At 64.4% G+C, this 15,249-nt stretch carries 16 protein-coding genes; 5 read left to right on the top strand and 11 right to left on the bottom strand.

Annotation, left to right across the window (positions count from 1 at the left end; translation table 11 throughout):
- Nucleotides 1–9 precede the first annotated feature (9 nt).
- Nucleotides 10–765: a PadR family transcriptional regulator gene (locus NCS02_RS21480; protein WP_502800892.1), complete on the bottom strand. Its 756-nt coding sequence runs from the start codon at nucleotides 763–765 to the stop codon at nucleotides 10–12.
- 121 nt (nucleotides 766–886) lie between these two features.
- Here NCS02_RS21480 and NCS02_RS21475 point away from each other — a divergent pair, with 121 nt between their 5' ends.
- From NCS02_RS21475 to NCS02_RS21465, 3 genes are all read left to right on the top strand, one after another.
- Nucleotides 887–1,468 carry a flavin reductase family protein gene (locus NCS02_RS21475; protein ID WP_008348308.1) on the top strand — a complete coding sequence of 194 codons (582 nt, stop codon included), beginning with the start codon at nucleotides 887–889 and terminating at the stop codon, nucleotides 1,466–1,468.
- Between the two features lie 106 nt (nucleotides 1,469–1,574).
- Nucleotides 1,575–2,174: a LysE family translocator gene (locus NCS02_RS21470; protein WP_250503292.1), complete on the top strand. Its 600-nt coding sequence runs from the start codon at nucleotides 1,575–1,577 to the stop codon at nucleotides 2,172–2,174.
- A 34-nt stretch (nucleotides 2,175–2,208) separates the two neighbouring features.
- Nucleotides 2,209–2,976, top strand: coding sequence for a class I SAM-dependent methyltransferase (locus tag NCS02_RS21465; protein ID WP_175981054.1), 768 nt, complete (start codon nucleotides 2,209–2,211; stop codon nucleotides 2,974–2,976).
- On the opposite strand, the gene NCS02_RS21460 is transcribed toward NCS02_RS21465, so the two are convergent.
- The 5 genes from NCS02_RS21460 to NCS02_RS21440 all read right to left on the bottom strand — a co-directional run bounded on the left by NCS02_RS21460 (nucleotide 2,949) and on the right by NCS02_RS21440 (nucleotide 6,754).
- A complete protein-coding gene (locus tag NCS02_RS21460) occupies nucleotides 2,949–3,401 on the bottom strand; it encodes an ApeP family dehydratase (protein WP_008348304.1) in 453 nt (150 codons plus the stop codon). The genes NCS02_RS21465 and NCS02_RS21460 overlap by 28 nt on opposite strands.
- A complete protein-coding gene (locus NCS02_RS21455; RefSeq protein ID WP_250503290.1) occupies nucleotides 3,401–4,198 on the bottom strand; it encodes a beta-ketoacyl synthase chain length factor in 798 nt (265 codons plus the stop codon). The genes NCS02_RS21460 and NCS02_RS21455 overlap by 1 nt, the downstream gene beginning before the upstream one ends.
- Complete coding sequence (locus NCS02_RS21450; protein WP_033536216.1) at nucleotides 4,195–5,400, bottom strand: beta-ketoacyl-[acyl-carrier-protein] synthase family protein; 1,206 nt, start codon at nucleotides 5,398–5,400, stop codon at nucleotides 4,195–4,197. The genes NCS02_RS21455 and NCS02_RS21450 overlap by 4 nt, the downstream gene beginning before the upstream one ends.
- 80 nt (nucleotides 5,401–5,480) lie before the next feature.
- Nucleotides 5,481–6,203 (bottom strand): class I SAM-dependent methyltransferase, encoded by a 723-nt coding sequence (locus tag NCS02_RS21445; RefSeq protein WP_250519972.1) that lies wholly within the window; start codon nucleotides 6,201–6,203, stop codon nucleotides 5,481–5,483.
- 182 nt (nucleotides 6,204–6,385) lie between these two features.
- Complete coding sequence (locus NCS02_RS21440; RefSeq protein WP_175981049.1) at nucleotides 6,386–6,754, bottom strand: hypothetical protein; 369 nt, start codon at nucleotides 6,752–6,754, stop codon at nucleotides 6,386–6,388.
- Between the two features lie 353 nt (nucleotides 6,755–7,107).
- On the opposite strand from NCS02_RS21440, the gene NCS02_RS21435 reads away from it, so the two are divergent.
- The gene (locus NCS02_RS21435) at nucleotides 7,108–8,379 is read left to right on the top strand and encodes an MFS transporter (RefSeq protein ID WP_250523283.1); all 1,272 of its coding nucleotides are present in this window, start codon (nucleotides 7,108–7,110) and stop codon (nucleotides 8,377–8,379) included.
- 46 nt (nucleotides 8,380–8,425) lie between these two features.
- Nucleotides 8,426–9,628 carry a mandelate racemase/muconate lactonizing enzyme family protein gene (locus NCS02_RS21430; protein WP_175981046.1) on the top strand — a complete coding sequence of 401 codons (1,203 nt, stop codon included), beginning with the start codon at nucleotides 8,426–8,428 and terminating at the stop codon, nucleotides 9,626–9,628.
- A 19-nt stretch (nucleotides 9,629–9,647) separates the two neighbouring features.
- Here the strand turns inward: NCS02_RS21430 and NCS02_RS21425 are convergent, their stop codons facing one another.
- The 5 genes from NCS02_RS21425 to NCS02_RS21405 form a co-directional block, all read right to left on the bottom strand.
- Nucleotides 9,648–10,334 (bottom strand): GntR family transcriptional regulator, encoded by a 687-nt coding sequence (locus tag NCS02_RS21425; protein WP_160172879.1) that lies wholly within the window; start codon nucleotides 10,332–10,334, stop codon nucleotides 9,648–9,650.
- Between the two features lie 183 nt (nucleotides 10,335–10,517).
- Entirely contained in the window at nucleotides 10,518–11,330 is an 813-nt protein-coding gene (locus NCS02_RS21420; protein ID WP_250503284.1) for a polysaccharide deacetylase family protein, read from the bottom strand.
- Complete coding sequence (locus NCS02_RS21415; RefSeq protein ID WP_250519971.1) at nucleotides 11,327–13,699, bottom strand: MMPL family transporter; 2,373 nt, start codon at nucleotides 13,697–13,699, stop codon at nucleotides 11,327–11,329. Before NCS02_RS21415 ends, NCS02_RS21420 begins: the two co-directional genes overlap by 4 nt.
- A gap of 7 nt (nucleotides 13,700–13,706) precedes the next feature.
- Nucleotides 13,707–14,291 (bottom strand): LolA family protein, encoded by a 585-nt coding sequence (locus NCS02_RS21410; protein ID WP_250441020.1) that lies wholly within the window; start codon nucleotides 14,289–14,291, stop codon nucleotides 13,707–13,709.
- 4 nt (nucleotides 14,292–14,295) lie between these two features.
- Nucleotides 14,296–15,198, bottom strand: a complete 903-nt coding sequence (locus NCS02_RS21405; RefSeq protein ID WP_051079015.1) for a lysophospholipid acyltransferase family protein — start codon at nucleotides 15,196–15,198, stop codon at nucleotides 14,296–14,298.
- Nucleotides 15,199–15,249 lie beyond the last annotated feature (51 nt).

The raw sequence follows: 15,249 nt of genomic DNA, 5'->3' as shown, positions 1-15,249 counted from the left end.
TTTGGCTCCTTACGCCTGCTTCGGCGCCGGGTTTTGTTCGATTTCGGCCGTCGCGCGCGCGAGGATCGCGGCGATGCGGCGTTGTTCTTCCTGCGATGCGTCGGTGCGCAAGAGCAGCGCCTTCTTCAGCGCGCGGCGAGCGGCGATCAGCTCGGGCGCCCAGCCGTTGTCGGCGGCGGCGTCGTCGACTTCTTCGCCCATGTACGCGCGGCGCACGAGATCCATCTTGCGGGCGAAATGCGTGAGCTTCGCGAGCATGATGTCCACGCGTTCGCGATTGGATGCGAGGTATTCGCGGCCCGCGTCGGAAAGGGCATAGCGCTTGCGGTTGCCTTCCAGCTCGACGGTCGTATAACCGAGCTCTTCGAGATAGGTGAGCGCCGGATAGACCATGCCGGGACTCGGCGCGTAGAAACCGTTAGAGCGGTCTTCGAGCGCCTTGATGAGTTCATAACCATGACGCGGTGCTTCGGCGAGCATTGCGAGCAGCAACAGTTGCAAGTCGTCCGACGAGAACTTGCGGCCGCGCGGCATGCCGTCTTCGCCGCCGAACCCGCCCATGCCACCGGGGCCGCCGCCGAAGCGACCGCCGCCGCCATGGCGATGACGGCCGATCATTCCCCAACGTTCGAAAGCGAATCGTTCGTGCCACTCTGGGGCGTCGAACGCAGAACCATCAAAGCCGAATGCGCGGAAACCGCCGTCACGCGCACGTTGAAAGCAGCGGGATTTCATAGGGAACACTCCAGATATGTCGTAAAACATATCTAAAGATATATATCGTAAGAGTGTCTGTCAAGAAGATCTTCTTAGGATCGATCGGCGGACGCGCGCATTTTGAACGCCGCATACAATGGCCCGCACTGTCTTTTGCACACATAAAACCATGAGCCATTTCCGTCCCGTCAAGCTGGAGCACGCCAGCCGCCTTATCAACCACGGTCCGACCGTTCTCGTCACCAGCGCGCACGGCGCGCGCCGCAACGTGATGGCCGCCGCCTGGTCGATGCCGGTGGAGTTCACGCCGCCGCGCATCGCCGTCGTGATCGACAAGCGCACCTACACGCGCGAGCTCGCCGCCGCGAGCGGCACGTTCGGCATCGTCGTGCCGGGTGCGGCGATGATCGATCTCACGTACGCCGTCGGCTCGACGAGCGGGCGCGAGATCGACAAGTTCGAGGCCTTCGGAATCGACATCGTGGAAGGGCCGGTGCTCGGTCTGCCGCTCATCGAAACGAATTGCGCGGCTTGGCTCGAATGCAGGCTGATCGACGAGAAGCACACGGAAGACGCCTACGACACCTGTTTTGCCGAAGTCGTCGCAGCCGCTGCCGATTCGCGCGTGTTCGTCGACGGCCACTGGATCATCGACGAATCGAATCAGCCGCTACACACGATTCACCATCTCGGCGCGGGGAAGTTCGTGCGCGCGTCGTCGATGGAGCAGGCGAAGCCGCTTGCGCGCTGACGCCGTCGATGCGCCCCTGGACACGGCTAGCAAACCTTGCCGCGCGGCAGAAACGGCATCGAATTATGGTATTAAGCACGTTGCATCCAATATTCAAAACCGTTCCATGCATTCGAGCTCCCAGGCCGCGCTCCTTTTGCTCGGCATCGTCATCATCCTGATCACGCCCGGACCGACCAACACACTGCTCGCGACCGCGGGCTTGCGTCGCGGCGTCAGGCGCGCCACGCCGCTCATGGCCGCCGAGCTCGCCGGCTACCTCATCGCAATTTCCGTCTGGGGCTATCTCGTCACGCACGCGGCCGGCTTTCTCACTTGGCTCCCGACATTTCTGCGCGTCGCGTGCAGCGTCTACATCGCCTATCTCGCCGTCCTGATGTGGCGCACTGCCGTCTCCCTGCCGACGTCCGCGCAAAAGACGGTCGGCATGCGCACCCTCTTCGTCACCACATTGCTCAATCCAAAGGCGATGCTCTTCGCGAGCGCGATCTTTCCGGCCAGCGCCTTCGGCAATGCCGTCGTTTATCTTCAGACGATGTCGATCTTCGCCGCCGCGCTGATTCCGATCGGCTTTCTGTGGATCACCTTCGGCGCGGCGCTCGGCACCGGGCGTCTCGCGTGGCTGAGTCCCGAGCGCGTTCAGCGCGGGGCATCGATCGTGCTGGCCACGTTCTCCATCGCGCTTGCGTGGACGACGCTCCACTGAAGCGATAAAACGAACAGCGAAATCTGGAGACTGAATGACCTCTCATCGGCGCGATCCCCTCGACAAGAAAGCCCCGCACGAGCCGCTCACCTCCTACTACGCCGACGAATCGAAAAGGCGCGTCTGGCTGCGCGGCATCTTCGACCGCACCGCATCCGACTACGACGCGATCGAACGCGTGATGGCGCTCGGTTCCGGTTCGTGGTATCGAAATCGCGCGCTGCGATCGGCGGGACTCGCGCGCGGCATGCGCGTGCTCGATGTCGGCATGGGAACGGGGCTCGTCACGAGGGAAGCCGTCGCGATCACCGGCGATCCGGCGCTCGTGACCGGCGTCGATCCGAGTCCGGGCATGGTCGGCGAGGCGCATCTGCCGATCGGCGTGCAAACGCGCATCGGCACGGCGGAAGATCTGCCGTGCGAGAACGCCGCCTACGATTTTCTGAGCATGGGCTTCGCGCTGCGTCATGTAAGCGATCTTTCGAAGGCCTTCGACGAATACTTCCGCGTGCTCGCGCCCGGCGGACGGCTCTGCGTGCTGGAAATCACGCGGCCCGGGCATGGTATCGGCATCGCTGCACTGAAGTTCTATATGCGCGGCGTCGTGCCGACGATCGCGCGCATCGTCGGCAAGAAAGGGGAAAGCGTCGAGTTGATGCGCTATTACTGGGACACGATCGAGGCCTGCGTGCCGCCCGCCGATGTGATCGCCGCGATCGAGCGCGCCGGTTTCATCGACGTGCGCCGCGACGTCGAGCTCGGCATATTTTCCGCTTATTGCGCGACGAAACCGGCGCGCTGAGCGGCGTCGAGAATCACCGCAGCGCGGCCGCTCAGCAGCAGCCGGCCTGCGCAGTGAACGGTGAAGCGGTAGAGCACGGTGTTGTCGTCGCCGCCCATGCGTTGGGCTTCGATATCGAGCGGGGCGTCGAGCGTGTCGAGCCGGTCGATGTGCGTTTCCACGCCACGCACGCTGGTCAGCATCCCGACGCGCGGTCTCGCTTCGTTCGATGCGACGAGCGCGCCATGCGCCGCCATCGCCTGCGCCGCGTATTCGATGCCGCATACCGACGCGAGACGTCCCTTCGAGCGCAAAGGATTATCCGGCGAAACATGACTCGTCGCGGTGCAGCGGATGCGCTTTGCATCCCACGCGACGACGCCATCCAGCAGACACATGGAGCCGCTATGCGGAATGCGCGCGGCGATCCAGTCGCGGCCGAACATCATGACGGCTCGACGCTCACGGCGAGCTGCGTGCCGTCGAGATAATCCAGCACGACGTTCGCCGCCCGCCGATGCGCCAGCGCGTCGAGCAACGGCAGCGCGCGCGCGGCGGGATTCGACAGGCGCAGCGCTTCGAGACCGGCATCGGCGAAAGCGGAAGCGTCCTCGTCCGACAGATGCGCTTCGATGCGCCCGAGCGTCCGCTCGCTCTCATGCGGCGCGAGCACCAGCGCGACGCCGAACGCATCGACGATGGGACGCACTTGGCGCAACGGCTCGGGATAGTCCGTGTCGTAGGCGACGAGCAGCGTCGCGGCGCCATCGACGCTCACTTGCGCGAGGCTTTCCAGCAAGCCGGCCGCGAAGCTGCCGTCGTACGCGCACAGCACATTCGACGCGGCCATTGCGCGCGTCGCGATGCTCCAGTAGCCCGCGGGCGCGTTGTGGACCGAGTTGTGGAAGCGCGTCGGCGAGAGCTGCGGTTCGGCGCTCGCGAGGGTTTCGCAGATCGCGTGGAAATTCCCGCCATCGCCGCCGGATGCCGCGAACACGGCAGCGAGCGTCGCGGCGTCGCGGCCGCTCTGCGCGACCGCTTCGTGCGCGGCAGCGAGCGCCGCGCGCACGACCGGCCCGGTGCGGCGGCGTTCGGCCGGCGGCAGACCGGCGGGCGCGGGCAGCACGGTTTGAGCGGCGTCGCGAACGGCGCGCTGCGTCAGCACGTCGGCGGCATGGGGCCAGCCGGCCAGGCCCGGACCAATCACGCCGATGCCTTCGATAAATGCACGCAATGGAGTCATGCCGATGCCGCTCCCTTGCGTCCGAACACGAGACTGCAGTTCGTCCCGCCGAAGCCGAACGAGTTCGACAGCACAGCCCGCAACGGCGCGGCGCGCGTCGTCAGCACGTAGTCGAGGCCGAGCGCCGGGTCCGGCTCGGTGGTATTGGCGCCTGCGGGAATCATCTGGTGCTGCAGCGTCAACGCGGCGATCACCGCTTCGAGCGCGCCGGCCGCGCCGAGCGTATGCCCCGTCGCGCCCTTGGTCGAGCTGCACGGCACGCGCGCGAACAGGCTCGTAAGAGCGCGGCTTTCGGCGGCGTCGTTGCTGGGCGTCGCCGTGCCATGCAGATTCACGTAGCCGATGTCGCTCGCATCGAGACCGGCGCTCGCGAGCGCCTGTTCCATCGCGATCCGCGCGCCGAGTCCCTCCGGATGCGGCGACGACATGTGATACGCATCGCTCGATTCGCCGATGCCGAGCAGGCGGATCGCGTCGTCATCGGCGGGATCGGCCAAATCGCGTTCGAGCAGCGCGAACGCCGCCGCCTCCCCGATCGAAATGCCGTCGCGCTTCACGTCGAACGGCTTGCACGGACCCGGCGCGAGCAGTTCCAGCGAATTGAAACCGTAGAGCGTCGTGAGACAGAGCGTATCGACGCCGCCGACGATGGCCACATCGATCACGCCGCTTTCGAGCATGCGCCGCGCCGACCCAAACACCTTCGCGCCCGACGAACACGCCGACGACACCGACGCCGCCGGCCCGCGCAGCCCGAAATAGGCGCGCACGAAAGCGGCGAGCGAATAGGGGTTGTGCGTGTTGGCGTAATTGAAATCGGCGGGCAGCGCGCCCGTCCGGGTGTCGCGACGCCGGTAGGCGAGTTCGGTTTCGAGGATGCCCGCCGTGCTCGTGCCCATGAACACGCCGACGCGCTCCAAGCCGTAACGCGCGATCGCTTCGCGGACGCGGTCGTCGAAGCCGTCCTGCGTCATCGCGAGTTGCGCGAGCCGGTTGTTGCGGCAGTCGAACGCGGCGAGATCCGCGGGCACCGGCGCATCCTCGATGCCCGCGACGCGGCCCGTATAAGTGGCAAGCGCGGCGCCCTCGAAGTCGCACGGCGCGAGTCCGCTGCGTGCGTCCGAGAGCGCGGCGAGCGTCGCGTCGAGCCCGCGGCCCGCGCAACTCGTCGCGGTGAAATGCGTAAGCAGAAGAGGATTCACTACGGGCTCGTTTCCCTTGAGTCGGGAGCGTTCGAAAACGATGAATTGTAACAAACGAGGCCTTTGGACGATGCCGCCAATCAGCCGACGGGACGCGCAATCAACAGACGATTGGCGTCGTGCGCGCCGTGGCCCATCTGACGGATGGAGACCGCGAATCGCAGATCGCCGAGCAGCGCGAGCCATTGCGCCTCGCTGCGGACCGTCAGACCGTTCGCGCGCCCCGAACGCGCGATCTGCATGCCGAAATCGATGGCGCGATCGAGGCGCGCGTGCCAGCCCGCGGCGGCATCGCTGACGCGCAGCAGGAGCACGCCGTTCGCCGCGAGGCCGGCGCGCGCGCGGCGGAGGATCGACACCTGCGCGTCGGCATCGACGTAATGGAGCACATCGCAGGCGACGACGACATCGGCATCGGGAAACGGCGCCGCGCGAATGTCGTCGCACACGAATCGGATGCGCGCCTCGTGCGCCTGCAACGCGATGCGCGCCCAGGCGACGTCGCGCGGCGTCAGATCGATGCCGTGAATCGAGCGCGGCACGGGCGGCGCGGGCCAGCGCGCGGGCCACGCACGCTGGGCGTGTTCGCGATGCCACGCGTGCGCGCCGACGAGGCACGCGGCGAGCAAGCCCTGGCCGCTGCCGAGATCCAGGATGCGCGCGCCATCCGGAATCAGGCCGTGCGCGAGGATATGGGCGAAGAACGGATCGCGACGCAGCTTGGCCGATGCGAAGTGCCACGCGAACCGGCCCGCCGCGCGGTAGGGGCGGCTGGCGGTTTCGATGAGCGCGGCGGGCAGCATTCGGGCGAGGGTGAGTTCACGTATGCAACGGCCCCTGACGGGTCAGCCCTCGACTATAGATTCAATCTTTCGAAAGCGCCGGAGATCGTTGAACATGTTCGAGTCTGAACACGTTGTTTTTTTCCGCATCGCGACGAAGCACATCCGCGCGCGGATCGATCGTTGCGCGAAGATTTCGGCCCTCACAGACCGTCTGCGCTCGCGGGATTCTCGAAGTGATCGACGCAAAAGAACCTGACGTTTATTCCGTTTCGCGACGCGTCAAGTGCAAGTTGCACGCGGTTTTCGACGGTCCTGCTAACCGCGGTCGTTGCTTGCTCGACTGCCGCGTCTATATCCGCTTGCGCGGCCCGTTTTTGCGTGGCCAGCATCCTGAGCGAGCTCCGCAGATGCAAGAGATCCGCCTCGGCTCTTGCGAGATATCCGTGACTTTGATGCAAGCGTTCAATGATGCTGTCGAGCTCAGGCGTCGCTTCAAGTATGGCGACGGCTTTTGCGTCGAGCAAAGACCACAGCCTCGCTTCGGCGACGGCATCCGGATTCTGAACCACGTTGCCTCGAGTGCGAAGGGGCACTGGAAATCGTGATGCTTCTTGCGCTGGCACCTTTCATTCTCCTGTTTCGGTTTTGGCTTCGAAAAATTCGCTGACTGAAGGTCTTCGCTCAAATAGGACGTTGTCTATCGATCGTTCTTGGATGTTTAGAATTGCGAAGATTTAATAAAGCGAAGCGTGACACGCTACGGCACACAAATTGGTGTCTCATACATCAGATACTTCGGGTTGACGGAGAAAACGCTGCTGGATACCGTGTTGTCAATATTAAATAGGTATGTTGACCATTCGATATTCGGGAGGCATTTTTGGAGCGTCAGGAATTTGGGCCGCAGGTCATTCGAACGGTGATGTGGAAGATCGTGCCGTTCGCGTTCATTCTTTACTTCTTCAACTATCTCGACCGGGTGAATGTCGGTTTTGCGGCCCTGCAAATGAATCGGGAGTTGGACATTTCCCCGACCCAGTTCGGCACGATCGCATCGATGTTTTTTGCGTCGTATCTGCTGTGCCAGATTCCGGCCAACTTCGCGCTTCAGCGCCTGGGCGCGCGCCGCTGGATCAGCTTCATCGTCATAGTGTGGGGCGCGGTTACAGCACTGACATTCTTTGCCCAGACTGCGACCCACGTCGCGATCGCGCGCCTGCTGCTCGGCGTGTTCGAAGCGGGTTTCTTCCCCGGCATGATCTTCTATCTCGCCTGCTGGTTCCCTGCTCGCGAGCGAGCCAAGGTCACGTCGCTTTTCATGATGGCGATTGCCTTTTCCTCGGTCGTCGCGGGGCCGATGTCCGGCTGGATCGTCGAGCACGTCCACATGGCCGGGTATGGCGGCTGGCGCTGGCTATTCGCGATCGAAGGCGTGCCGACCATTCTGCTGGGCGGTCTGGCTTTCTTCATTCTGGTCGACGCGCCTGCGGATGCCAAATGGCTGAACAAGGATCAAAGAGCGTGGCTCGTAGCGGAGTTGCAGCGGGAAAGAAGCGCGCAGGGCGCCGACGAACAGCCGACGCTGAAGATGGTGTTGGGCAATTCGACGATCTGGAAACTGGCGCTCTCATACATGCTGATTCAAGCGGCCTCGCAAGCATCGAATTACTGGCTTCCGGGGCAGGTGAAGGGATTCGCGGCGTCCCTGACCGATACGCAAACCGGGCTCATCATGGCGCTGCCGTATGTCTGCGCGATGATATCGATGCCGCTTTGGGGCGCGCACTCCGACCGCACGGGCGAGCGCAAATGGCACGCCGCGCTACCGATGCTGCTTGCGGGTGTCGGCTTCTTCGTCATCGCGAGCGTTCCGTCCATGTCGCTTCGCATGGCTGGCATGGCGTTGTTTGGCGTTGGCATTCTGAGCTTCTACGGCCCGTATTGGGCCATTCCCCCTGCAATGCTGTCCCCGGCCGGTCTCGCGTTGAGCATCGCTTTTATCTACTCGTGCTCCAGTCTCGGCGGCTTTCTCGCGAACCAGGCGCTCGGACATGTCTCTCAGGCTTACGGATCATATGGCGTGTTCATGGTCGAGGCGGCTTTGTGCGTCGCCGCGTTCTGTGTGCTGGTCACGATGAGCATTCCTCGCCAGACACCGAAGGTCGGTCCGTCGGCGCAAACCGCGAACGCTTGACATCGTCGCATCGGGCTCCATCGAAGTCTCTCTGGAATATTGATAAATGAAAATAACGAACGTCGAAATATTCGATTGTGAAGTCAGCCGAACCGATCCGCGCATGGCGCGCTTCAATCCGGTCCTTATCCGTATCAATACCGATGAAGGAATCAGCGGCATCGGCGAAGTCGGCCTGGCCTATGGTGCGGGCGCAAAGGCGGGCGTCGGCATCGTGCGCGACCTGGCCCCGCGCATCATCGGCAAAGATCCGATGAAGGTCGAAGCCATCTGGGAAAACCTGTTCCGCGCAACGTTTTGGGGCATGGGCGGCGGAAACGTCTTCTACGCGGGCATGAGCGCGATCGATATCGCTCTGTGGGACATTCGCGGCAAAGCCCTGCGCGCGCCGGTCTATCAGTTGCTCGGCGGCAAGACAAACGAGCGGTTGCGCGCCTATGCCAGTCAACTTCAGTTCGGTTGGAGCGACACGCATCAAATGCTCACACGCCCCGAGCAGTACGCCGACGCAGCACGCAAAGCCGTCTCGCAGGGTTATACGGCGATCAAGGTCGACCCGTTGCAAGTCGACCGCAACGGCGGCCCGCCGCTCGATTGGGAAGTCAACCAGAACTACTTCGGGCTGTTACGAGCGGACCAGTTGCGCATGGGTGAGGAACGGATCGCGGCCATGCGCGAAGCTGTCGGGCCGGACGTCGACATCATCATCGAAGCGCATGCGCTGCTTGGGGTCAACGCAGCAATCCAGTTCGCGCGGACTGTCGAGCCGTACAACATCCTGTTCTATGAAGAGCCGGTTCATCCGCTCAACATGGACAACATGGCGATGGTCGCGCGCAATACGTCAATCCCGATCGCAACCGGCGAACGCTGCTATACGCGTTGGGGTTATCGCGATCTGTTCGAAAAACAGGCCGTGGCCGTGATACAGCCGGACATTTGCCTTTGCGGCGGACTGACGGAGGCGAAGAAAATCTGTGACTATGCAAACCTGTACGACGCGACGATGCAGGCGCATATCTGCGGCGGGCCGGTCTCGACTGCGGCAGCGCTCCACCTCGAAGCCGCGGTACCGAACTTCATCATTCACGAGCATCACACGCACAGCCTGAAGGATTGCGTGCGCGAGTTGTGCATTCACGACTATCAACCCGAGCGCGGCGACTTCTCAGTCCCGGATTTGCCGGGGCTTGGGCAAGAACTGAACGATGACGTCGTGAAGCGGTATCACGCCTTCACGATCGAATAAGCGCACCACGCGCCCAGCGTTACTGCATTCGCGCGATGTCTGTCAACAGACGTCGCGTGCGCTCCGTGAAGCCACAGTTGACGTGTTCTGCAAGAATGATGCAGGCTCCGTCGACATCGTTTTCGACCAGCGCGCGGGTGACTGCACGATGCTCGTCAATCGATTTATTGATGTACTCGCGCGAGAACGTCAGGCGATTGCGCATCGCCAATACCTTCGTGCTTATCGTCGAGTAGCAATCGATCAGATAAGGGTTGTCCGAATGCCTGACGAGAATCTGATGAAACTCATGATCGAGCGCGCGATACGTTGCCAACTCGAACGTTGCGTGCAAGGCGCGTGCAGCGTCGAGGTTCCGGTTCAGTTCTTCCATGAGGCGGGCAGCGTTCTCGCGCATGGCGGAGCGAATGGCGGCCTGTTCGAGCGTAATGCGTAGCGTACTGATGTCGCAGATGTTCTTGTCCGTCAGCGAGAACACATACGTTCCCGACCGCGCTTTTATCTCGACGAGGCCGGCAATGCTCAATCGAAGGAGCGCTTCACGGACGGGCGTTTTGCTCAAGCCAAAAAGGTCGGACAGCCTGGATTCCGTGACTTGTTCCCCAAACTCCAGTTCTCCATTGACGATCAACTGTCGTAGCCGCTCCTCGGTGATCTCCGCCAGTGACTTCGGTGCATCAAAAGCAATTCGTTCAAGCCCTCTCACAGTCACCCCTTATCTTCGTCATCCGACATATTGTTTACGGAAAAAGACACATCGCTTCGGATCCAAGCATACTTTGCGACTGTGGCTTTTCTCTTCCGGAAGATTCTTATTTGCAATCCGAAATAATAGTGTGCGCGGAGTGAATGGGGTGCTCACCAGAATCGAGCGGAGGGGCCGCGCCGTCTATCCGACGATCGCCTCGCGCAATGTGACGGTGACAAGCCCGCGATCCGCCGCCGCGCGCAACACGGTGTCGAGCGCGGCGAGCAGGACGGGCGCGCCGTTTGCGTCCCTTGCGGCGTGGCCATCGTGGACGAGCAGAATGTCGCGCGCAGCGAATCCGTTCAGCAAACGTCGCGAAACGAGCGATGCGTCGCCGGTGCGCGTATCGAAACCGCGCCGCGTCCAGCTGGCGAGCTGCAGGCCGAGCGCGCACAGCACCGGTTCGAGAAACGGATTGCGCAAGCCCGCTGGCGCGCGAAAGAAGAGGGGCCGCGTGCCTACGATTTCCTCGAACGTGGCTTGCGCAGCGTCGATCTCGCGCCGCAACGCGCCCGGTCCCATCAGCGAAAAATCATGCCGATGCCGCTGGCTGTGATTCTCGACGGCATGTCCGCGCGCGACGATTTCCCGAACGATGTTCGGATAGGCGCGCGCCCGCTCGCCGATGCAGAAGAACGTCGCCCGTGCCCGATGCGCGTCGAGCAGATCGAGCACGCGCGGCGTCACGTCGGGATCGGGGCCATCGTCGATGGTGATGGCGATGCACGCACCCGCCGATTCGGGGAGCGTCGTCCAGTTGTGGCCGAGCAGGGCGCTTCGCGGCCAGAGTCCCGCCGCCGTCAGCGCGAGATGCGACGCGATCACGCCGCCCGCCGCCCACGGCCAGGTCGCGGGCGCGAGGATCAGCGATGCCAGCGCGCCCGCGTGCACGGCCGCCGCGCCGCCGATCAAGGGCGTCGGCGTCCAGCGGCGCGGCTCGCCGGGCGCGTTCATCGCGACAATCCCGAGCGCGGCGCGAGAATCGCCGAGAACAGCAGCGCCAGAATCGCGCCGGGACCGACCGTCAACCCGAAGGTCTTGAGCATCGGCACGTTCGACAGCGCGAGCAGCCCGAAGCCGAGCACGGTCGCGAGATTCGCGATCACGAGCGAGACGAGCGTCTGCGGCGAAACCGCGTCGTTTTCGGCGTGCGCGCGATAGTTGAAGAAGAGCGCGTAATTCGAGCCGACCGCGACAATCAGCAGCATGCCGATCAGATGCAGGATCGTCAGCGACTTGCCCGCGAGCGCGAGGCTCGCGATCACGACGATCACCGCCGCGACGAGCGGCGCCAGCGTGCGCGCCGCGCGCACCGGTGAGCGCAGCGCGAGCACCAGCAGCACGACGATCGCGGCGAATCCGCCGAGCGACAGGCGAATGTCCTCGTGCACGTAGTTCCGGTAGAGGCGATCGGCTTCCGCTTTCATGTCGACGAAAAGCGCGTCCGGCACGCGCGCCGCCGCGACCGCCGCGCGAATTTGGTGCACCTGCACGTCCGAGCCTTCGGCCGCGCGCAAAGGCAGCATCGCGGTCCAGCGGCCGTCGCGTTCGGTGAGAAGCGAATCGACGGCGAGCGCCATCGACGTGCCGCGCAGATCGGCGCGTCGCAAGAGCGGCTGCGCGCGCGCGGCTTCGACATCGGCGATGAAAGGCTCGAAAACCTCGGGCTTTACCTGGATCGTCTGATTGCGCAAAGCGGGCGCGAGACGCGCGCGCAAGGTATCGGCATCCGGCAGGCTCGCGATGCGCGCGCGCTGCGCGGCGTCGCTCGGCAGATACGTCGCCGGGCTTTCGAAACCGGCGATCACGCGGGCATCGACGAGCGGCTGCAATTGCCGCGCGACGGCTTCCGCGCGCTCGAGCGCGGCCTGCTCGCTCGCCGCCGACACCACGACGAGATAGCGCACGTCCGGCGCGCCGACATCCGCGCGCAGGCGTTCGTCGAGATCCTGGCTCGCCTTCGGAACCGGGCTGAGCGACGACAACTCCTGGCTCCACAAGCCGTGCCGCTGCATGAGCAGCGTCGCGAGCGCGGCGAAAAGCAGCACCGCGAGCGCCACGCGCAAGTGCGACGCGCGCGCGGCGAAACGCGCGAGCACATTGCCGAGGCGCGAGACATCGCGAATCGCGAAGCCTTGCGGCAGCAGATGCGGCAGCACGAAGCGCGTGACGATGCCCGCCGTCGACAAACCGACGATCGAATACAGCCCAAGCTGCACGAGGCCCGGAAAGCCGGAGAAGAGCATCGAGGCGAAGCCGCAGATCGACGTCAGCACGCCGAGACGGATCGTCGGCCAGAAGCCCGCGACCCAGTCCTTCAGCGATTCGCGCCGTTGAACGCCCGCCGATTGCACGAAGAGATAGATCGAATAGTCGACCGCCTCGCCGATGAGCGTCGTGCCGAAACCGAGCGTCAGACCGTGGACCGTGCCGAACGCGAGGCTCACGGCGGCCACGCCCGCCGCGACGCCGGAAAGCACCGGCATCAGGCCGAGCAAGAGCGTCGGCACCGACCGATACACCGCGAGCAGCAGCACGACGATCAGCACGATGCTCGCCGCCGACAGCCAGCGCACGTCGCGCATGATCGTGTCGCGCGATTCGACGGCGATGACGCCCGGCCCCGTCAGCAGCAGGCGAAAAGGCGTCGCGCCCGGCGCGGCCTTGTCGAACGCGGCGCGGATCGCGGCCATCGCGCTCGCTTGCGCGTCGGTGTCGGAACCGGGGCTCGCGGTCTGCGCGAGCAACACGGCGCGCTGGCCGTCGCGCGATGCCCACACGCCGCCGTGCATCGCGGGCTGCGCGCCGCTGTCGAGACGGCTGACGAGCGCGGTGACTTCGCCGGTCGGATCGTGCGGCAGCAAGTCCTTCGTCATCATGCCCGCGGACGAGGCGAGCAGGTCGAGACTGTCGGCGAGCGCGTCTTTCAGGCCGGATTCGCTGAAGCGCTCGGGCGTAACCGATGGACTCAGCCGATAGCGATGCTCGAACACGAAGCGCTCGTCGCGCGCCTGTCCGACCGGCTCGCCGTTGTTGATCGCCGAAAAGCGCTTGTCCTCGCGCAGCGTCGCCGCGATTTTGCGCGAGAGTTCGGCGCGCGCATTAGCATCGCCGCCCTCGATGCCGACGAGAATCAGCCGCGACACGAGCCCGTCGCGCAACTGCTCGACGAGCACGCGCTGCTGCTCACTCGGCGTGCGCGGAAGGAAAGCGGAGAGATCGGCGGAAAAGCTCGCGCGCGCGATGATCGCCGCGCACGCCGCGAGAAAGCACAGCCAGACGATGACCGCCGGCTGACGCAAGGACCGCGAGACCGCGCGCATGCCGCGGTCAGTGCGCCGACGCGTCTTGCAGGCGCATCAGCGAGCGGTCGCCGTCGGCCTGGCGAATCTCGACGCGCGCGAGCGCCGCGCCCGTGCCTGCGAGCGTGATCGAGCTGACTTTCTGCTGCATGCGCGAATCGATCGGCACGAGCGTCATCGTCCAGTCGTTGCCTTTGCCGTCGATCGAAACCTTGTACGCATTTTCGAGCGCGAAGCGGTTGCCCGCGAGCGTCGCGCGAATGCTTTCGATGAACGCGCCCAGTTCCGGATAGTTGCGCAGCGGGATCGTGATTTTGCGGCCGTTGCGGTCGACGGTGAGCATGTCGCCATCGACGACAAGATTCTCCGGCTTCGGACTCGTCGTGTGCTTTTCCAGATGATCGGGCGCGACGAACACGAGCTCGCCCGACGATTCGAGCGGCGCCTGCGCGATCTTCAGATAACGCGTCTCGGTGAAATGCGCGCGGCCCGATTTCTTCGCGCCGAGCGTGTTCATCAGGCGATCGAGCGTCCAGGGGGCGTCGGCGGCGACACTGATCGTCGATGCAGCCGACAGCAAGGCGGCCGTCAGAACGGCGGCGAAAATTCGCATGAGTTCAGGAATCCCTCGTCGCTTCCCGCAGCGGCGCCGCGCTCGCGGGCGCGTGGTCCTGCGCGGCGCTCGTCTGCCAGAAATCGAAATAGTTGAACCAGTTGTACGGCGCGGCGCGGCAATACTTGTCGAGCAGCGCGACATAGCGCGTGAGCGCGGCATCGACGGCGGCGGCGCGCTCGCCGCGCTCGATCGTCGAGAAATCGGCGAGCGTTTCGAAATGGATGTCGTAGCGATTGCCGCCGAGATACAGCCCCGTCATGAAGACGACCGGACGGCGCAGCACCGCCGCCATATGCAGCGGCCCGAGCGGAAACGCGGCGGGCGCGCCGAGAAAGTCGCGTTCCCTGAGCGCGTCGCCGGCCTGGGGCAGCGTGCGGTCCGCGAGAATGCCGACGAGGCTGCCCGCATCGAGCCGCTCGCGCACCTTGAGCATCGCATCGACTTTGCCGAGACCGATCACATCGTGATGCGCGGCCGGATTCACGGCGGCGAGGATCGCGTTGATCTTGCGCGCGTTCTCTTCATACATCGTGATCGCGATGCGGATATGCGGCTGCGCCCGCCCGATCGCGCGCACCACTTCGAAGCTGCCGAGATGCGCGCCCATCAAGAACGCGCCGTGTCCGCCGGCGAGCGCCGCTTCGACATCCTCGACGCCGTGCGTGCGGATATCGAACAGATCGAAGCGCTCGTTGAGCAGATAGATGCGGTCGTGAATCGTCGATGCGAACGAAAACACATGCCGATACCCGTCGCGCCAGCCCGCATGCCGCCCGAGCGCGCGATTCAGATAGCCGCGCGACGCACGCCGCGCGCGCGGCGCGAACACGACGAAATACGCGGTGATGATCCGCAGCAGCACGCGCCCGATGCGCCGTCCGAAGCGCAGCGATATCCACGTCATGAAGCGCAGCAACGCGAGGTTGCTGCGTTCCTGGCGGTCGGCCCAGTCGTC

It is taken from the genome of Caballeronia sp. NCF2, assembly GCF_023631205.1.
Taxonomy (GTDB): domain Bacteria; phylum Pseudomonadota; class Gammaproteobacteria; order Burkholderiales; family Burkholderiaceae; genus Caballeronia; species Caballeronia zhejiangensis.
The sequence above is the reverse complement of the archived record's forward strand: the minus strand, read 5'-3'. Positions and strand labels throughout refer to the sequence as shown.